The sequence below is a fragment of the Thermococcus sp. CX2 genome (assembly GCF_012027555.1).
In the GTDB taxonomy this organism is placed as follows: domain Archaea; phylum Methanobacteriota_B; class Thermococci; order Thermococcales; family Thermococcaceae; genus Thermococcus.
In genome coordinates this window covers 157,766-173,604 of record NZ_SNUQ01000002.1, presented here as the reverse complement: position 1 = coordinate 173,604, position 15,839 = coordinate 157,766, and the positions used below count along the sequence as shown (strand labels likewise).

The following is a 15,839-nucleotide window of genomic DNA, read 5'->3' as shown; positions in this document are numbered from 1 at the left end:
CTCATTGATGCCCATGTGAAGAACTCCACCTTTTTCCTGGTATCCGTGATTTTCTCGAATGAGCGAGCGCTTTATTCTGAGTATAGCCAGCTGGAACCTCGAAGAAAAAGTCCTGCCTGTTCTCGAGGGCCTCGGGTTGTGGGGCTACTTTCTTTTCCCAAAAGAGCTCCCATCGATTGGCCACGAAATCGAGGGAGTGATCTGCATAGACGACAGAACACTCTATGCCGATAAAATCCTTTTAAAGGTTCATAACGTTGATTTCATCCATATGTGGGTGGATGTTGAGGGTTTTGACGAGCTGAAAAAACTGCTGGAGGGTTCGTGATGGAGCTGCTCATAGTTAAGGACAAGCGTATTGACTACGACGGCTCTGCAATCCAGAGCCACTGGGCCTACAGGAACTTTGGAATACTTGGCAACTCACTCGTCGTCTTCAGGGGGAAGTGCGACGTCAAGGTCGAGGAGATGATAGACATTGAAGATTTAAGGGCAAAGAAAGAGATCAGGAGCGACGACATGGTGCACTACATCATTGAGGTTTTTGACTTTCCCAACGTCCTCTTGGCCTCAACACTTCAGAAGCTCTTCATAGCCAAGCTATGCGAGGTTCTTGGTGATTACGGCATCAAAACCGTTAGGAAAGGTGATGACATCTACGTGAACGGTAAGAAGCTCAGCATCTCTATAGCCACGGTTTCACCTGTCAGCATCAAGATTCACATCGGCATCAACGTCGAGGCGAAGGGGATCCCCAAGGGCGTCGATGCCATCGGCCTAAAGGAGATTGGAATCAACGATGTCGATGGCTTCATGGATAGAACCGGAAAGGCCCTCGTCGAGGAGTTCAAAAAGGTAAAGAAGGACAGTCTGAAGGTCAGGTGGGCGAGCTAAAACGCTAAAAAGAGGACGCTTCCCACGAGTGGAACGGCCAAGTTGTCATCCACGTAGGGCTGGTACTCTGCAAGCATCAGAATTCCCGCCCACGCTATTTTCATTATTGTTCCCGCATCGAGCAGTGCGAAGGCTATTATCGCGGCAGTTACTACGTAGCCGAGGCTTCCGGTCCAGTGCTTCTTGAGTTTAACGTTGAAACCATGCCGTTTGAAATAGTAATGCCTGATGATTCCTGTAACCCCATCACTTACTGCCATGGCCAAAAGCAGGGCCGTTGCATACTCTTTGGGCAGGAAAAACGCAACAGCTGAAGCGGAGAATGCGAAGAAGACCTCCCCGTAGTTGTGCTTGATTTGGTACCACGAAAACTCACTGTTCTTCAGGTGCGGCCAGAGCTGAAAGGCGCCGAAGATAAAGGCTGCGGCGCTAAAGACTTCCTTCGGGATCAAGCCCTGGTAGTACATCAGAACAGCTGGAACGATGCTGAAGTGGATGATTTTCCTATTTATCCATGCGTAGTCTTCTCCGAGATGCCGTGTTAGCCATATCGCGGCGAGTATAAACGTCGCGGCGATTATTGTGTAGATGGGCCACGAGGCCATTTGATTCCACCTGAAGTTAAAAATGAAAGAATGTTAATATGCTTTTCGCTCAATGCCTTAGTGTTTTTAGCTAGCTGCCGAAAGCCGAGCGGACTCTCCTGAGACCCCAATATAGGTCGCTCGCGTGCACCACAAAGTACCACTCATCAGTTTTAACAAGCTCTCCTCTAGATTTTCCTACCAGCTCGCCGTAGAGTCCCTGAATCCTGACTCGGGGCGCGGTCGTCGAGAGTTTCATCGTTATCTCCACGGGCTTCCCGTCCTCCCAGACTATTCCGACTTTCAGACCTGCCCTCGTTTCCTTCCTCTTTCTGAGGCCAAGCTTCAGATAACGCAGTCTCTCGGAATCCACGCCGTTTTCTTCTGCCTTCTCTCGGAGATACTCCTCCGCCAGGGTTAGCCCGTGGAGGCCGAGGGCGTAGCCGAAGACGGGAATTCCGATGTCTTTTCGGCTTCTCCCCTTGTAGGCGTAGACTTCTATTCTCCTTCCTGAACCCTTTGACGCCAGGTAGAACCCTTTCGGCTCCTCACCCTTGAGCTCCCCCAGAAACTCCATGAGCTCCTCGTAGGCTGAGAACGGCATTGAAAAGCTTGCCCACGTTCCCCATACTCTAGGGGGCACTGAGACGAAGCCCATGTCCTCCAGATGGTATTCGAGCGGCTTTACCGTCATCCTGACAAAGCCCTTTTCGTTGACGTCCGCCCCTAAGATACTCCTCTCGGGCGGAAGCTCCACGAACTTTCCACTCCCAGGAAACTCCTTCGCCATGAGGAGCCTAGACTTCCTGATCTTTCTTCCCATGGAAAAAGCCGACGCAACAGGAAGGGGCGTTCTTATGCCGCTCTCTTTATCGTAGGGCACCTTGAATCCTGCTTTGAGCAGTTCTTCCTGTATCTCCAGCGAGGCCGGAAAGAAAACCTGCATTCGTTCCAGCTCAAACTCCATCTAAAGACCCCTCCATTATTTTTACGTCCCAAAGTTGTTTACCACCAAAGCTTTTAAATTTTTCCGTCTAGAAGTTGTTATTATCTGGCGAGCTTAAACTTAAAAGCCCCTCCACCAAGCTACCTCGGGTGAAGAAAATGGTGCACTGGGCTGACTACATGGCTGAAAAGATTATCCAAGAGATGGGAGATAAGGAGGAGTACGTGGTAGAGAGCGGCATAACCCCGAGCGGTTACGTTCACATAGGCAACTTCAGGGAGTTTTTCACCGCCTACATTGTCGGTCATGCCCTCAGGGACAGGGGGAAGAAGGTCAGACACATTCACATGTGGGACGACTACGACCGCTTTAGGAAGGTTCCCAAGAACGTTCCGAGCGAGTGGAAGGAATACCTCACCATGCCTGTCCGTGAGGTTCCAGACCCCTGGGGCTGCCACGACAGCTACGCCGAGCACTTCATGAGCCTCTTCGAGGAAGAGGTGGCCAGGCTGGGCATCGAGGTGGATTTCCTATACGCCAGCGACCTCTACAAGTCCGGCGAGTACGCCGAGGACATACGCCTGGCCCTTGAAAAGCGCGGCGAGATAAAGGCCATACTCGACAAGTACCGCGAGAGGGCCAAGCAGCCGCCCCTCGAAGAGGACTGGCAGCCCGTTATGGTCTACTGCCCGAAGTGCAGGCGCGAGGCGGAGTTCATCTCCTGGGACGGCGAGTGGAAGGTAGCCTACAGGTGTTCCCACTGCGGAAGCGAGGGAGAAACGGACATCCGCGAGGGCAACGTCAAGCTCCGCTGGCGCGTTGACTGGCCGATGCGCTGGGCCCACTTTGGCGTTGATTTCGAGCCCGCTGGGAAGGATCACCTTGCGGCTGGGAGCTCCTACGACACGGGCAGCGAAATAGTGGAGAAGGTCTTCGGAAAGCCTGCCCCCCTAACGCTCATGTACGAGTTCGTGGGCATAAAGGGTCAGAAGGGCAAGATGAGTGGAAGCAAGGGCAACGTTATCCTCCTTAGCGACCTCTACGAGGTGCTCGAGCCAGGAATAATTCGCTTCATCTACGCCAAGCACAGACCCAACAAGGAGCTCAAGATAGACCTTGGCCTCGGTCTGCTCAACCTCTACGACGAGTTCGACAAGGTTGAGCGCATCTACTTCGGCCTTGAGAAGGCCAAGAATCCTGAGGAAGAAGAGGAGCTAAAGAGAACTTACGAGCTTTCGATGCCGAAGGTTCCCGAGAGGCTGGTCGCGCAGGCACCGTTCAGGTTCCTCGTTAACCTCGTTCAAATGCCACATCTCGACGAAAACGGCATCATCGAGGTCCTCAAGAAGCAGGGCCACCTCCCAGATAGGCTCACCGAGGAAGATCTCGAGAGAATTAGACTCAGAATCCGCTTGGCCAAGAACTGGGTCGAGAAGTACGCGCCGGAGAACGTTAAGTTCTCAATCCTCAAAAAAGTCCCCGAGCTTGAGCTTAACCAGGATATCCTTGAAGCGATGGAGGAAGTCGCGGCATGGCTCGAAGCCCACGAGGAGTTCACCGTCGACGAGCTTAACAACGTCATCTTCGATGTAGCTAAGAAGAGGAACATAAACAGCAAGGAGTGGTTCAAGGCGCTCTACAACGTTTTCATCGGTAAGGATCGCGGTCCCAGACTTGCCAGCTTCCTGGCTTCACTCGACAGACAATTCGTGATTAGGCGCCTCCGCATGGAGGCCTGATTTTTTCTCCCCTTTTGTTGAGTCCCGCCACTTTTCTACTGCTTTCCTGCGCTGGGACTGTTTGACCGTCAACATTGCCAGGCTTAATCTTTAAAAACGTCAAGATAGTACAGCATTAGGTGATCCAAATGGAGTTCAACCTTATCATCACTGGCGTGGGCGGTCAGGGGGGATTGACCCTCTCGCGCATAATTGGAAACGCCGCGATGAAAGAAGGCTATAACGTTAGAATTGGAGAAACCCTTGGAATGAGCCAGCGTTATGGTAGCGTTCTCTCATACCTGCGTTTTGGTGAGGAAGTTTATTCCCCCCTAATTGAGGAAGGGAATGCCAACCTCATGCTCGCCCTTGAGCCGGCCGAAGCTTTGAGGAACGCCCGCTTCCTCGGTAAAGAGAGCTACGCGATAATCAACGCCTACCCGATTCACACCGCGACAACCCTCGTAGGCAAGGAGGAGTATCCCTCCCTTGAGGAGATAGAGGCTGCCCTAAGAAGGGTATGCCCAGTAGACGTGAGGAACTTTCAGGAGGAAGCTGACAAAATCAACCCGAGAACCCTTGGCGTCCTAATGCTCGGCTATGCTTACGGAAAGGGCCTGATTCCCCTCAAGAAGGAGAGCATCATGGACGGAATAAGGGAGACCCTCAGGGAGAAGCTCTGGGAGATAAACTTCAAGGCCCTCGAAAGGGGTATAGAACTCTCCCGCTGAGCTTTCTACTTATTGTGCTTGATGAAGAATGAGTAGAAGATTGCCGTTGCAACGATGTACAGGAAAGCTGTAGCGTAGAACGGATAGCTTAACGACATGCCGAATAAAATGCCTCCTAAGTAATTCCCACCTCCTCTCATGAACGTGGAGAAAGCCCTCCTTATGCCCGCAGCGGTGGCTTTTTCTTCGGTGTTGAAAAAGCCCATCATGAAGGAGTCGTTTATCGGCCAGACTATGTTCATCAGTATAGAACGGAGGATGTAGAGTGACGCCGCCAGGAGGAACGTCTCTATTGAAGGGAATATAACGAACAGAAAGGCTGCCGTGCTTTGAAAGAGGCTTATGACCTTTACCGGACCTATCCTTTCAACGAGTTTCGGCAGTCCGAAGGAGCCAAGGCTCATGGTGAGCTGCTGGATGAAGAACACCCCACTTATTGATGCGAGTGTTGTCCCGAAGCGGAGCTTGAAGTACAGGCTCATATATGGAATTGTTATTCCCGCGCCAAGGCCTATCAGGGCGCTGGGCAGGGAAAACTTGAGTATTTTGACGACCAGCTCGCGGTTCCAGTTTATCTTGGGGTTCCTCACGGGAACGTCGTGAATAATAACGAGTGCTGGTATGACGAGTACGAACTGCAGGAGCGCGAGGGAAACCACAAGCCTGTAGGCGATGTCCTCAGTTATGCCAAGGCTGTTAATGAGAAAATCTGGAGCAAATCCCGCTATCAAAACTCCCACTGCGTTGAAGAGGGTTCCCAGGCCAAAGCTTATGGAGAATGCGTGGTGCCTCTGTTCATCGCTTACCTCCTCGCTTAGGAGTGCCGAGAAGTTGGGCTGTCTGAGACCCATGTTGGCGCCAACCAAGAAAAAGCCGAGGGCGAGGACGTAATCGTTAATTGCAAGCACCTGGAGAAGCCGCCCCACTAATCCAAGGATGGCGCTCAATATGAGGGTTTTCTTGTAGCCCAATCTTAATGAAATCTGGCCGGCAGTGAGGAAGAAAAGCCCCCCGACCAGCGTTTGGATCGAAAAGAACGTTCCCATCTGTGCCATGTCATACCCGAGTGCCGCTAAGTAAAAGGGCATTATGAAAATCGAGAACTGTAGGAACAGCTGTCCAGCCGCGTTGGCTCCTATGAGTATCTTTGCGTCCCTGCTGTATCCCTTGAGCATGGTCGAAATGTGAATCTTAGCGTTTATAAGATTATCGAAGTGAAGCGTTTTATACATATCCAGCCGACTATATATTGGCAGGTGATCTCTATGGAGTTCAGAAAGATTCAATTTACCGGCAGGAGCTCATACATAATCTCGCTGCCAAAGAAGTGGGTTAAAGAACACAGTCTAAAGCAGGGCGATGTCGTTCCCCTTACCCTGAATCCTGACGGCAGCATAACCATCTTTCCAAAGGAGCCAAAGGAGGTAAGCGAGAAGAAAATCTTGTACATGTCCAAAGAATACTCCCCTGACATGGCCGTTCGTTTGGTCATCTCTGCCTACATTCAAGGCTATGATGTCCTTGAAATTCACTTCGCCGAGGAGATGCCCATCTACAAGGTCAAGATAAGGAAAGTGCTCCAGAGCCTTCCAGGGGTTGAGATAATCCTTGACGAGCCCCAGAGGATGGTCGCCAAGAGCCTGCTCGATGAGGAAGAGGTTAACCTTGCGGAACTGCTTAGCAGGATTCGTTCGTTGATAATCTCAATGCTTGGAGACCTCGAGCTTCTAATATCTTCCCCCAGCGAGGAAGAGATCCTGAGGGACATAAACGATTTGGAGAACGAGCTGGATCGCTTTTACTTCCTCATAATACGCGCAGTGAACAGGCTCCTCACGAAGCGCGGCGTCACTGAGGAGAGCGGCATAATCAAGCGCACCTTCGATTTGCTTGGCATACTCTTCATAGTTCGCAACATCGAGCGCATAGGCGACCACATAATGCGCATAGCGGAGAACCCCAGTGAAATCAACGTTCCTTACCTGAAAGAGAAGTTCAGTCAGATGATGGCACAGATCGAGGAGAGGGACCTAGGCAAGATAGACAAGCTGATGCTTGAGCTGAAGGAGGAAATAAGCTCCATCGACTACCGTCAGTCCATAGCCCTCGAGAGCTACCGCAGGATCCTCGAATATCTTGAGAACATAGGGGAAACGATAATCAACATGGCCCTGAGCTGAGGTTTCAATCTTTTCGTTTCCATAACCCTTTTAACCGTTCGAGGCCCATTACCTACGGTGGTTTTCATGGTCGCAATAATAGTTCACGGCGGTGCCGGTACGATTAAGAAGGAGGATCGTATCCCAAAGGTCATCGAGGGTGTTAGAGAGGCTGTTCTTGCTGGCTGGCGCGAGCTCAAGCGCGGCTCTGCCCTCGATGCCGTTGAGGAAGCGGTTAAGGTCCTCGAAGACAACCCGATTTTCAACGCCGGAACTGGCTCCGTTCTGACCCTCGATGGAAAGGTCGAGATGGACGCTGCAATAATGCGTGGGAAGACTCTCGAAGCCGGTGCCGTCGCTGGAATTTGGGGAGTCAAGAACCCGATAAGCGTCGCGAGGAAGGTCATGGAGAAGACTGACCACGTCATCCTCAGTGGGGAGGGGGCAGTCAAATTTGCCCGCCTTATGGGCTTCGAGGAGTACGACCCAAGAACCGACGAGAGGCTGAAGCAGTGGGAGGAGCTGAAGAAGAAGCTCCTCGAGACTGGGGAAGTTAAGCACTGGAAGAAGCTGGGCGAGCTCATCAAGGAATATCCTGAGGTGCTGAGGAGCACCGTTGGTGCCGTCGCTTTCGACGGAGATGAGGTAGTTGCGGGGACTTCAACGGGTGGGGTCTTCCTCAAGATGTTTGGCCGCGTTGGGGACACTCCTATAATCGGCGGTGGAACCTACGCCAACGAGGTCGCTGGGGCTTCGTGCACCGGCCTCGGGGAGGTGGCAATAAAGCTCGCCCTGGCCAAAAGCGCCACCGACTTCGTCCGTCTCGGCATGAACGCTCAGGCCGCCAGCGATGCCGCTATAAGCCTCGCCACGAAATATTTCGGCGCTGATACTATGGGCATCATAATGGTTGATTCCCGCGGAAACATTGGCTTCGCCAAGAACACCCGGCACATGAGCTACGCCTACATGAAAGACGGCATGAACGAGCCTCAAGCGGGTGTCTGAATGGGCAAGTGGGACATATGGTTCCTCCACGCTTCGACGTTTTTCTTCTTCCTCGGCATGGCGGTAGTGAACCCTCTAATCTCGCCCCTCGCCATGAACCTCGGTGCGGATCCTTTCATCGTCGGAACCCTAGCGGCAATTTCATCGATAGTGGCGCTCGTCTTCAAGCCCTTCGGGGGAGTTTTGGGCGATAGGGGACTGCGCTTCCAGGTTATGGCGCTCGGATCATTCTTTGGGGCGCTCGCTGGCGGTTTTTACGTCGCTTCCATTTTCTTGGGCAGCCTAACGATCTTCGCCCTCGGTAGGGCTCTTCACGGCTTTGCAATGGCCCTCTTCTTCCCCTCTTCCCTATCCACCGCCATAGACATGGCTCCAGAGGGCAGGGTCGGCGAGACCCTTGGTTGGCGTGGAATGATGTTCTCCTTTGGCAACCTCATGGGGCCGGCATTGGGCGGTTTTGTCGCTGATTTACTTGGATTCCAGGCGGCTTTCGTATTGACCGTAATCCTCTCGCTCCTTGCTATTGGGTTTGTTCTCATCGCCCACTCTCGGATCAAGGGAGAGGTAAGTCTAAGGTCCCACGAGAGGCATGAAAAGCCGAGCTACAGAGCTCTCCTAAGGCCTTTCTTCGTGGCGGCTTCGCTTGCCCTGTTCTTCATGTCCCTCGCCTACGGCGGGCTGAACACATTCCTTCCAGCCCTCTACAAGTCCCTCGGCTTTGGAACTCGCGTCTTTGGCATTTACGCCAGCATAATGGGTGGCGCTAGCCTTCTGACGAGAGTCATTGGGGGCAAAGAGGCCGACAGACGCGGTCCTCTTCCCGTGACGACCGTTGGCCTCGGCGGTGTTCTTGTTGCGTACGTCATCCTCACTTTCTACACTAGCCCTCCCGTTTCTTACGTCAGCGCTGCCCTTCTCGGCGCGGGGTTTGGCCTGGCGGTCCCCTCACTCCAGATGATGGCTCTCGCGAACCTGCCGAGGAGGATAAGGACCTTTGGCTCTGGCATCTACACGATGTTCTTTGACCTCGGCTACCTTACCGGCCCGATAGTCCTCGGCTACATCGCCCAGCTCAAAGGGTACGCCGCGATCTTCCCGCTGTTGCCGCCCATAATGTTGCTGTCCCTCCTCATAGCCCAGCTGCCAAGGTTTTTAAGGACTGATGGAGAGGCCAGTGGGGGATGAGCATGCTGATAAGGGTCTCGTACGGCACGGCTGTAGCTATGGGTTTAATCAAGGCTAAAATGCTCGCAAGGCCCCATACTGCTTATCTGATGACGTATCACGAGGGCCGTTGCAGAAACAACTGCGCCTTCTGCCCCCAGGCGAGGGAAAGTAATGCAGATTTAAACAGGCTCTCCCGCGTAACCTGGCCGGCCTTTGAGCTGGAAACCATTGTGGAAAAACTTCGCGATGGAAACTTCGCTCGAATATGCCTCCAGACCATTGACTATCCCGGTTTGGTCGATGACGTTTTCACAATCCTCGAAGGTCTCCAGCCCCTCGGCCTTCCAATTTCCCTCTCGATAACCCCCGTTGATAAAGAAACCCTTGAGAAGTTTAGGGAGCTTGGAGTGGATTACATCGGCGTCGGCCTCGACGTCGCGAGCGAGAGGCTTTATCCTGAGATAAAGGACTCCGTCTATTCCTGGGACGATATGTGGCGCTTCACCGAGGATGTCATAAGTATCTTCGGCGAGGGCAAGGCCTTTGTGCACATCATTGTAGGCCTCGGTGAGACGGATAGGGAAGCCCTTGAAACGATAGCAAGGGCTTATTCGATGGACGCGGAGGTTTCCCTTTTTGCATTCACGCCCATCAGGGGAACACGCCTTGAAAACGTTGAACCGCCGAACTTCAAGCGTTACAGACGCATTCAAGTGGCCCACTACCTTCTGAAGGAGGGAATAGTCAAGTTTCATGACCTTGAATTTGATCGAGATGGTGGCCTCATAGGTTTCGGAATCTCAAAGGATGAACTGGCTGAGATCCTTCCGGTGGAAGTTTTCACTACTCACGGTTGCCCCGGCTGCAACAGGCCCTACTACAACGAGAGGCCGAAAAAAGAGCCCTACAACTTCCCGTTCCTTCCGGAAAGAGAGTACGTGAAGAGATCCCTGGACCTTATTCTTTGAGGGCCTCAATTATCTCTCTGAACTCCTTCAGCTTGAAGTCTTCCTCCACTTCTTCGCCCCTCGCGAGCCTCACGAGGGCACTCACGAAGGAGTGGAGCTCTTCATCGTCTTTCACGAGGCTGAGGGTAATGTCCATATTCTCGGTGAGTTCTCCCAGGCGGTTCTGCCTTTTCATAATGAAGAGGATATCCCCAAGCCTTTTGATACCGAAGAGATAGAGGTCCCTATTTGGGGCGTTGTATATTCCCCTTATCGCGCACTTAACGGCTCCACGGTAGTTATCCTCCTGGACGAATATGTCTGCCATCCTGAAGCAGGCCTCGAAGTAGAACTCCGGCTCGGTCTTGCGAGCCAGCTCCATTATCTCATCCAGCTTTCTTTTGGCGGTCTTCAAATCCCTAGCGTTCTCGGCTTCTATGGCCTCTCGGAAGAGTTTAACTATCTTCTCCCGCCGGTTCAGCGGTTCGAATTTAATTACCATTTTTATCACCTCTGCTCATGAGCCATGCCTCATAAAATTCCCTCCATATCTCGTCAAAATCTCTCTCAACCCGCCATCTCCTTCTGAAGGCGTTGAGCAGTACGGTTATGTCTCTTTTTAGGTATTCGAGGCTCTCTGGATAGGCTGTCGGCAGGTACTGTGGCCAGTCTATGATTAGGATGTCGTCATCGTCGGTTAAAACTATGTTGAACTCGCTCATGTCTGAATGCACCATGCCGAAGCGGACTATCTTGAGGTATTCCTCTAGAACCCGGTCAAGTATGCGTGAGGCTTCCTCGGTGGTCAGGTCAGTGTCTCTCAGCTCGGCCAGCTCGGTTCCCTCGATGAACTCCATCACTATGGCATGTCTATTCCAGCTTATGGGCCGTGGAACCCTTGCGATTGGCGAGAGGAGCTGCAAAGCTTCATACTCCCTCTGCGCAACGAGGCGCGAAACGTAGAGCCAGCTTATGTGGTGCTTGTCTATGAAGTCCCTCCGGTAGAGCTTTACTCTCGTGAAGCTCGTTCTTCCAATCCTGTTGAACTTTACGGCAACCTTCTCGCCGCTCGGGGTTAGGGCCACGTAAACGTCGGCCTCCTTTCCAACGCCTATCTGCGTTGTGCTGATGGCCTCGATAACTCCCCTCTTTGAAAAAGTTCTGATGGCTAGGGCATCGTAGCCGTGGATCGTGAGCTGGTAGCCGATGTAACCTATGTCGCTCCTTCTCCTCACCAGCCCCCAGTTGTCGAGCTTTCCGAGGCGGAAGGATGCAGTTTCGACATCAACCCTAGCGAACCTTGCCACGTCCTCGAGCGGCACCCACTTGTGGTGGCGCATGTTTAGCTCTACCCCTCTGAGTATGCGGAAGTCCAGGTCTCGCAGGTTCGGATAAGCCTCAAGTGCCAACAGTTTGCTTACCATCTCTTCTCCCTAAAATCGCTCGGGAACAGGACTTTATAAACGTTAGTCGGCATTTCCGTCCATTGAGTGGGCAATCTGCCGACAATCTTTTAAGCGCTCAGTTCTTTATCGAAACCATGCGCCGAAGGCTCCTGCTCCTTCTATCCCTTGGCTGGATATTCAACTACGCGCACAGAATGGCGATTCCACCCCTCATACCAATGATAAAAGGAGAATTAGGGATAAACAACGCCGAGGCTGGCCTTCTGATGACCTCCCTGCTCCTTCCCTATGCCCTCATCCAAGTTCCGGCCGGTTACATAGGTGACAGAATCGGGAGGAAACGCCTCCTCGTGATAAGCATAATCGGCTACTCGGTCTCGTCCGCACTCATAATCTTTGCCAGGCATTACTGGGAACTTCTCGCGGTTAGGGCGGTCTACGGTCTCTTCTCAGGCCTCTACTACGCCCCAGCTACAGCTTTGATAAGTGAGGTCTACCGCGAGAGGAAGGGGTCTGCCTTGGGAGTCTTTATGGTGGGCCCACCCATCGGGAGCGGCATGGCACCCCTGATAGTCGTTCCTATAGCCATTAACCTGGAGTGGCGCTATGCGTTCCTTGTCCTCTCGGCTATGAGCCTCGCCGTCGGTCTCGCCCTGGCTTTCGCTATTAGGGGTGAAGTCTCAAGGCCGAGCAAGGTCAGTTTCTCTATCCCCAAGAACGTCTTCCTTCTCAGTGTGGCGAACTTTATAGTCCTCGCGGCTTTCTTTGGCCTGCTCACATTTCTCGTCTCATTCCTCATAAACTCTGGTGTTTCGCTTGAGACAGCCTCACTATTCTTTTCCTTGCTGTCTGTTGTTGGGATAGCCGGCTCACTTTTTGGTGGTGGGCTCTACGACAGAGTTGGAAAGAGGAGTATTGCAATAGTGTTCGGTCTCAACGCCCTCTTAACCTTCATCCTAGCCATTACGGCATCTCCATGGGTTGTACTTCCTCTCGGGCTGAGTTTCTACTCTGTGGGGGCGATAGTCACCGCTTACACATCCGAAAAGGCCAGTGGGGCGAACCTGGGCTCAGTGATGGGTTTTGTTAACATGGTCGGCTTCTTTGGAGCGACGGTGGGTCCTTATCTCCTTGGCCTGTTAATCGATAGTTTCGGCTATGAGAATGCTTTTCTTTCGATCCCGATCATGTATCTTCTCGCTTGGGCGATAATCAAAGTGGAAGGAAAACTGGAGAAAATGGAAGAAAGCGGCGTCAGCCGTACATGACCTCGTGCATGGCTATCTGCTGGGCGAGCCTCTGCTCCGAGCCAAAGACCTTCTCGATAGCTTTGAGGAAGTCCTCCTGAGTAACGTACTCGCGCCTGTCCCTTATGGCGAACATTCCCGCTTCAGTGACTATGGCTTTCAGGTCTGCACCGCTCGCCCCTTCGGTCATCTCCGCGATTGTCCTAAGGCTAACGTCCTTGAGGTTCATTTTCCTCGTGTGCACCTTGAGTATCTCGAGCCTGCCCTTGAAGTCTGGCAACGGAACCTCTATGAGCCTGTCGAATCTTCCTGGTCTGAGCAGTGCTGGGTCAAGGATGTCTGGCCTGTTGGTCGCTGCAATGATCTTGACGTTGCCCCTCGGATCGAAGCCGTCCATTTCTGCAAGGAGCTGCATGAGAGTCCTGTTGACCTCCCTCTCGCCACCGGTGGTCTCGTCCATCCTTTTTGCTCCAATGGCATCTATTTCGTCGATGAATATTATAGTTGGAGCCTTCTCCTTGGCCAGCTCGAAGAGCTCGTGGACAAGCCTTGCACCCTCTCCAATGAACTTTCTCACTAACTCGCTTCCGACAACGCGGATGAAGGTCGCGTTGACCTCGTGGGCAAGGGCCTTTGCTAGGAGGGTCTTTCCACATCCCGGCGGGCCGTAGAGGAGAACGCCCTTAGGTGGCTCTATTCCGACCTTTTCGAAGAGCTCCGGATGCTTGAGCGGGAGTTCTACAGCCTCCCTCAGCTCCTGGAGCTGCTTCTCGAGGCCGCCTACGTCCTTGTAGCTGACCGTTGGCCTTTCGATGACCTCGAAGCCGAGAACGCTTGGATCCTTCTGGCTTGGAAGGAGCTCTACGATGGCCATTGTCCTCTGGTCAAGGGCAACTCTCGCTCCAGGCTTCAGGTTTTCCCGCTCCACCCACGGAGCGATTCTAACGACGAAGCGGGGTCCGTTGTAGTTCTGGACTATTGCCCTGTCCTCGTCGAGGAGCTCTATCAGCGTCCCCGCGAAGGCAGGAGGCTGCCTTAACCTCGACATCTCCATACGTAAGCGTGAAAGCTCCCTCTCCAGTCTCTCCTTGTCGGCCTCAAGCGTTCTCACCTGGAGCTCAAGCTGCCTAATCCTGCGCTTGAGATACATGACGTAGTCATCGTACTCCTCTGAGGGTTTAATCTCAACGTCTTCAACACTCATAAGTTTCACCTCTCTCCGGGTTCAATTGTGTAGAAGAGCCTTTTTAACTCTATCCATTATGGGGCTATATTGGATGTACCATTTCATATACTTTTTGATTGGATGGTGATTCAAAACGATATGCAGGAACTTCTCTACGAAATTCTTATTAACTTTAAGCGTTAATTTTGTTAGTGGTAGGTTATACCGCGGGGTGATGTAATGAGGGTTGAGATAAAGTTCAGGCCCGCTGAAGAAGGCACTGTTCTTCCGTTCAACTACAACTATGATGTTTATGCTCAGCTCATCGAAAAAATGGCAGTTGTTTCTCCCGAGCTTGCTCGTGAGGTCGAGGTCAGTCATGTTGACTATTTCACCTTCTCCCGCATAATGGTGAGAAAGCGCGAGCTGATACCTGACAAGGGAATAAGAGTCCTCTCAGATGATGTCTCACTCTACATATCCTCTTCATCGAATGAAATCATAAAAGCAGTGGTCGAGGGTTTCATTGACAGTCCCATTCTTCAACTAGGAGATGCTGCCTTCATAGCTGATGATATAAAGGTGCTTAAAGAGCCCAAAATAAAGAATGAAGCCTTTTTTTCGACCCTCAGCCCAATCATGGTCAGGACGGTCAAGTTGAGCAGTAACAAGATGAAGATATGGGATCTTTATCCAAATGAGGAGGCCTTCTTCGAGAAGCTCAGGAAGGTTATGCTGATGCGCTATTCGGCCATAATGGGGGCGATGCCTGAGAACAAAGATTTCACAATAGATGTCGTCAAGTTCAAGCCCGTTAGGATACTCGTCAAGGATACCTACTACCGCGGCTCTCTGATGATATTCCGCTACCGCGGTTCCCTTGAAATAGCTCGCTTTGGCTACGAAAATGGCTTTGGAGAGAAAACGAGGTATGGCTTTGGCATGGTTAAAGTGATAGACGAAAAACCAAGACGAGAAGACCAAGAATAGCCTCAATGAACCATACTATAGCGACCAGCTTTGGCTCTGTTACTTTGACTTTTCTCATTATCATCCCCAAAAAGCTTGGATACGGGGGAGCCTGAAGGGTCCCATCGGGGAGGACGGTCGTTCTTCCGCGCCTGCGGACTCCAAAACGCACCCCCATAGCTTTTATGATGAAGTCTAGGAAATGGGGTATGAGGAGTACCGCTGCGTAGGCCTCGACTTTCCCTATAATTCCTATTAATCCTATGAGAGCCCCGACGCTTAGTGTTCCAGTATCCCCGGGAAAGACTCTTGAGGGGTATCTGTTCCACCACAGGAAGCCAAGGGCAGCACCCATTCCAGCCAGTGCGAGCAGTCTAGCGTTTCCCTCGGTTATTAGGGCTAGGAAGAAGAGCGCTACCGCCGAGGCGCCAATCTCGAGCCCGTTGAAGCCGGCGAGCATGTTCACAAGGTTCGCGGAACCGGTTACGAAGAGCACCGTGAAGATTGGATAAAGAACCCCGAGATTGAGCGAAAAGCCGAAGACGTCCACCTCCGATGAAACCCCAAGGAACATGACGGGGATAGAGACGAAGAGCGAGAAGATTACCTTGTGGAGCTGTCTGAGGTTCGTCAGGTCATCTATAACTCCAACGATCCCGAAGAGAAGGAAAACCACTAAGGCCATTGCGAGCTCTTCGTTCATGAAGGGCGAGAGCGCCACAGGAAGCGCCAGAAGGATGGCGATTCCCCCCATCTCGGCCACGTCTGGCTGGTCGGGTTTGTGGATATCCCGTCCGGTTATCCCCGCCTTCTTCATTCTCCTGGCAACGTACGGCGTGAGGATGAGAGTTAGGGTTAAACCTATAAGAGGAGCGGCCCACATCATACTAAGCACACC

17 protein-coding genes are annotated in these 15,839 nt (G+C 52.3%); 10 read left to right on the top strand and 7 right to left on the bottom strand.

The features are described from left to right. The first annotated feature begins 58 nt into the window (after positions 1–58). Positions 59–328: a hypothetical protein gene (locus E3E23_RS05170; protein WP_240920745.1), complete on the top strand. Its 270-nt coding sequence runs from the start codon at positions 59–61 to the stop codon at positions 326–328. Then, a complete protein-coding gene (locus E3E23_RS05165) occupies positions 328–894 on the top strand; it encodes a DUF366 family protein (RefSeq protein ID WP_167906959.1) in 567 nt (188 codons plus the stop codon). Before E3E23_RS05170 ends, E3E23_RS05165 begins: the two co-directional genes overlap by 1 nt. Here the strand turns inward: E3E23_RS05165 and E3E23_RS05160 are convergent. Beyond that, complete coding sequence (locus tag E3E23_RS05160) at positions 891–1,499, bottom strand: hypothetical protein (RefSeq protein WP_167906958.1); 609 nt, start codon at positions 1,497–1,499, stop codon at positions 891–893. The genes E3E23_RS05165 and E3E23_RS05160 overlap by 4 nt on opposite strands. Before the next feature lie 70 nt (positions 1,500–1,569). Further along, the gene (locus E3E23_RS05155; RefSeq protein ID WP_167906957.1) at positions 1,570–2,445 is read right to left on the bottom strand and encodes a PhoI; all 876 of its coding nucleotides are present in this window, start codon (positions 2,443–2,445) and stop codon (positions 1,570–1,572) included. Between the two features lie 137 nt (positions 2,446–2,582). Here E3E23_RS05155 and lysS point away from each other — a divergent pair, with 137 nt between their 5' ends. Together lysS and E3E23_RS05145 are read left to right on the top strand one after the other, a co-directional pair. Beyond that, positions 2,583–4,163 carry a lysine--tRNA ligase gene (gene lysS, locus E3E23_RS05150; protein ID WP_167906956.1) on the top strand — a complete coding sequence of 527 codons (1,581 nt, stop codon included), beginning with the start codon at positions 2,583–2,585 and terminating at the stop codon, positions 4,161–4,163. Between the two features lie 128 nt (positions 4,164–4,291). After that, positions 4,292–4,873: an indolepyruvate oxidoreductase subunit beta gene (locus E3E23_RS05145; RefSeq protein ID WP_167907468.1), complete on the top strand. Its 582-nt coding sequence runs from the start codon at positions 4,292–4,294 to the stop codon at positions 4,871–4,873. 5 nt (positions 4,874–4,878) lie between these two features. Here the strand turns inward: E3E23_RS05145 and E3E23_RS05140 are convergent, their stop codons facing one another. Next, on the bottom strand, positions 4,879–6,048 hold the full coding sequence (locus E3E23_RS05140) for an MFS transporter (protein WP_167906954.1): 1,170 nt from the start codon (positions 6,046–6,048) through the stop codon (positions 4,879–4,881). A gap of 90 nt (positions 6,049–6,138) precedes the next feature. Between E3E23_RS05140 and E3E23_RS05135 the strand changes: the two genes are divergently transcribed. From E3E23_RS05135 to E3E23_RS05120, 4 genes are all read left to right on the top strand, one after another. Further along, on the top strand, positions 6,139–7,053 hold the full coding sequence (locus E3E23_RS05135; protein ID WP_167906952.1) for a phosphate uptake regulator PhoU: 915 nt from the start codon (positions 6,139–6,141) through the stop codon (positions 7,051–7,053). A 66-nt stretch (positions 7,054–7,119) separates the two neighbouring features. After that, entirely contained in the window at positions 7,120–8,040 is a 921-nt protein-coding gene (locus tag E3E23_RS05130; RefSeq protein WP_167907466.1) for an isoaspartyl peptidase/L-asparaginase family protein, read from the top strand. Continuing rightward, positions 8,041–9,225 (top strand): MFS transporter, encoded by a 1,185-nt coding sequence (locus E3E23_RS05125; RefSeq protein ID WP_167906950.1) that lies wholly within the window; start codon positions 8,041–8,043, stop codon positions 9,223–9,225. It abuts the gene before it with no gap. Between the two features lie 2 nt (positions 9,226–9,227). After that, on the top strand, positions 9,228–10,175 hold the full coding sequence (locus E3E23_RS05120) for a radical SAM protein (protein ID WP_167907464.1): 948 nt from the start codon (positions 9,228–9,230) through the stop codon (positions 10,173–10,175). Here E3E23_RS05120 and E3E23_RS05115 read toward each other — a convergent pair. Together E3E23_RS05115 and E3E23_RS05110 are read right to left on the bottom strand one after the other, a co-directional pair. Continuing rightward, positions 10,165–10,656, bottom strand: coding sequence for a hypothetical protein (locus E3E23_RS05115; RefSeq protein ID WP_167906948.1), 492 nt, complete (start codon positions 10,654–10,656; stop codon positions 10,165–10,167). The genes E3E23_RS05120 and E3E23_RS05115 overlap by 11 nt on opposite strands. Further along, the gene (locus tag E3E23_RS05110; protein ID WP_167906946.1) at positions 10,646–11,578 is read right to left on the bottom strand and encodes a serine/threonine-protein kinase RIO2; all 933 of its coding nucleotides are present in this window, start codon (positions 11,576–11,578) and stop codon (positions 10,646–10,648) included. The genes E3E23_RS05115 and E3E23_RS05110 overlap by 11 nt, the downstream gene beginning before the upstream one ends. Positions 11,579–11,694: 116 nt before the next feature. On the opposite strand from E3E23_RS05110, the gene E3E23_RS05105 reads away from it, so the two are divergent. Next, positions 11,695–12,828 (top strand): MFS transporter, encoded by a 1,134-nt coding sequence (locus E3E23_RS05105; RefSeq protein WP_167906944.1) that lies wholly within the window; start codon positions 11,695–11,697, stop codon positions 12,826–12,828. On the opposite strand, the gene E3E23_RS05100 is transcribed toward E3E23_RS05105, so the two are convergent. After that, positions 12,815–14,011: a proteasome-activating nucleotidase gene (locus E3E23_RS05100; RefSeq protein WP_167906942.1), complete on the bottom strand. Its 1,197-nt coding sequence runs from the start codon at positions 14,009–14,011 to the stop codon at positions 12,815–12,817. The genes E3E23_RS05105 and E3E23_RS05100 overlap by 14 nt on opposite strands. 201 nt (positions 14,012–14,212) lie before the next feature. Between E3E23_RS05100 and cas6 the strand changes: the two genes are divergently transcribed. Then, positions 14,213–14,962, top strand: coding sequence for a CRISPR-associated endoribonuclease Cas6 (cas6, locus tag E3E23_RS05095; RefSeq protein ID WP_167906940.1), 750 nt, complete (start codon positions 14,213–14,215; stop codon positions 14,960–14,962). Here cas6 and E3E23_RS05090 read toward each other — a convergent pair. Then, positions 14,919–15,827 carry a glycosyltransferase 4 family protein gene (locus E3E23_RS05090; protein WP_167906938.1) on the bottom strand — a complete coding sequence of 303 codons (909 nt, stop codon included), beginning with the start codon at positions 15,825–15,827 and terminating at the stop codon, positions 14,919–14,921. The genes cas6 and E3E23_RS05090 overlap by 44 nt on opposite strands. Positions 15,828–15,839: the final 12 nt, after the last annotated feature.

Bases quoted from the DNA above. Each gene is read 5' to 3' on its own strand.
- E3E23_RS05145 (WP_167907468.1), top strand. From the start codon at position 4,292: ATGGAGTTCAACCTTATCATCACTGGCGTGGGCGGTCAGGGGGGATTG.
- E3E23_RS05160 (WP_167906958.1), bottom strand. From the start codon at position 1,499: ATGGCCTCGTGGCCCATCTACACAATAATCGCCGCGACGTTTATACTC.
- cas6 (WP_167906940.1), top strand. From the start codon at position 14,213: ATGAGGGTTGAGATAAAGTTCAGGCCCGCTGAAGAAGGCACTGTTCTT.
- E3E23_RS05130 (WP_167907466.1), top strand. From the start codon at position 7,120: ATGGTCGCAATAATAGTTCACGGCGGTGCCGGTACGATTAAGAAGGAG.
- E3E23_RS05125 (WP_167906950.1), top strand. From the start codon at position 8,041: ATGGGCAAGTGGGACATATGGTTCCTCCACGCTTCGACGTTTTTCTTC.
- E3E23_RS05115 (WP_167906948.1), bottom strand. From the start codon at position 10,656: ATGGTAATTAAATTCGAACCGCTGAACCGGCGGGAGAAGATAGTTAAA.
- E3E23_RS05170 (WP_240920745.1), top strand. From the start codon at position 59: ATGAGCGAGCGCTTTATTCTGAGTATAGCCAGCTGGAACCTCGAAGAA.
- lysS (WP_167906956.1), top strand. From the start codon at position 2,583: ATGGTGCACTGGGCTGACTACATGGCTGAAAAGATTATCCAAGAGATG.
- E3E23_RS05105 (WP_167906944.1), top strand. From the start codon at position 11,695: ATGCGCCGAAGGCTCCTGCTCCTTCTATCCCTTGGCTGGATATTCAAC.
- E3E23_RS05110 (WP_167906946.1), bottom strand. From the start codon at position 11,578: ATGGTAAGCAAACTGTTGGCACTTGAGGCTTATCCGAACCTGCGAGAC.
- E3E23_RS05165 (WP_167906959.1), top strand. From the start codon at position 328: ATGGAGCTGCTCATAGTTAAGGACAAGCGTATTGACTACGACGGCTCT.
- E3E23_RS05100 (WP_167906942.1), bottom strand. From the start codon at position 14,011: ATGAGTGTTGAAGACGTTGAGATTAAACCCTCAGAGGAGTACGATGAC.
- E3E23_RS05155 (WP_167906957.1), bottom strand. From the start codon at position 2,445: ATGGAGTTTGAGCTGGAACGAATGCAGGTTTTCTTTCCGGCCTCGCTG.
- E3E23_RS05140 (WP_167906954.1), bottom strand. From the start codon at position 6,048: ATGCTCAAGGGATACAGCAGGGACGCAAAGATACTCATAGGAGCCAAC.
- E3E23_RS05135 (WP_167906952.1), top strand. From the start codon at position 6,139: ATGGAGTTCAGAAAGATTCAATTTACCGGCAGGAGCTCATACATAATC.
- E3E23_RS05090 (WP_167906938.1), bottom strand. From the start codon at position 15,827: ATGATGTGGGCCGCTCCTCTTATAGGTTTAACCCTAACTCTCATCCTC.
- E3E23_RS05120 (WP_167907464.1), top strand. From the start codon at position 9,228: ATGCTGATAAGGGTCTCGTACGGCACGGCTGTAGCTATGGGTTTAATC.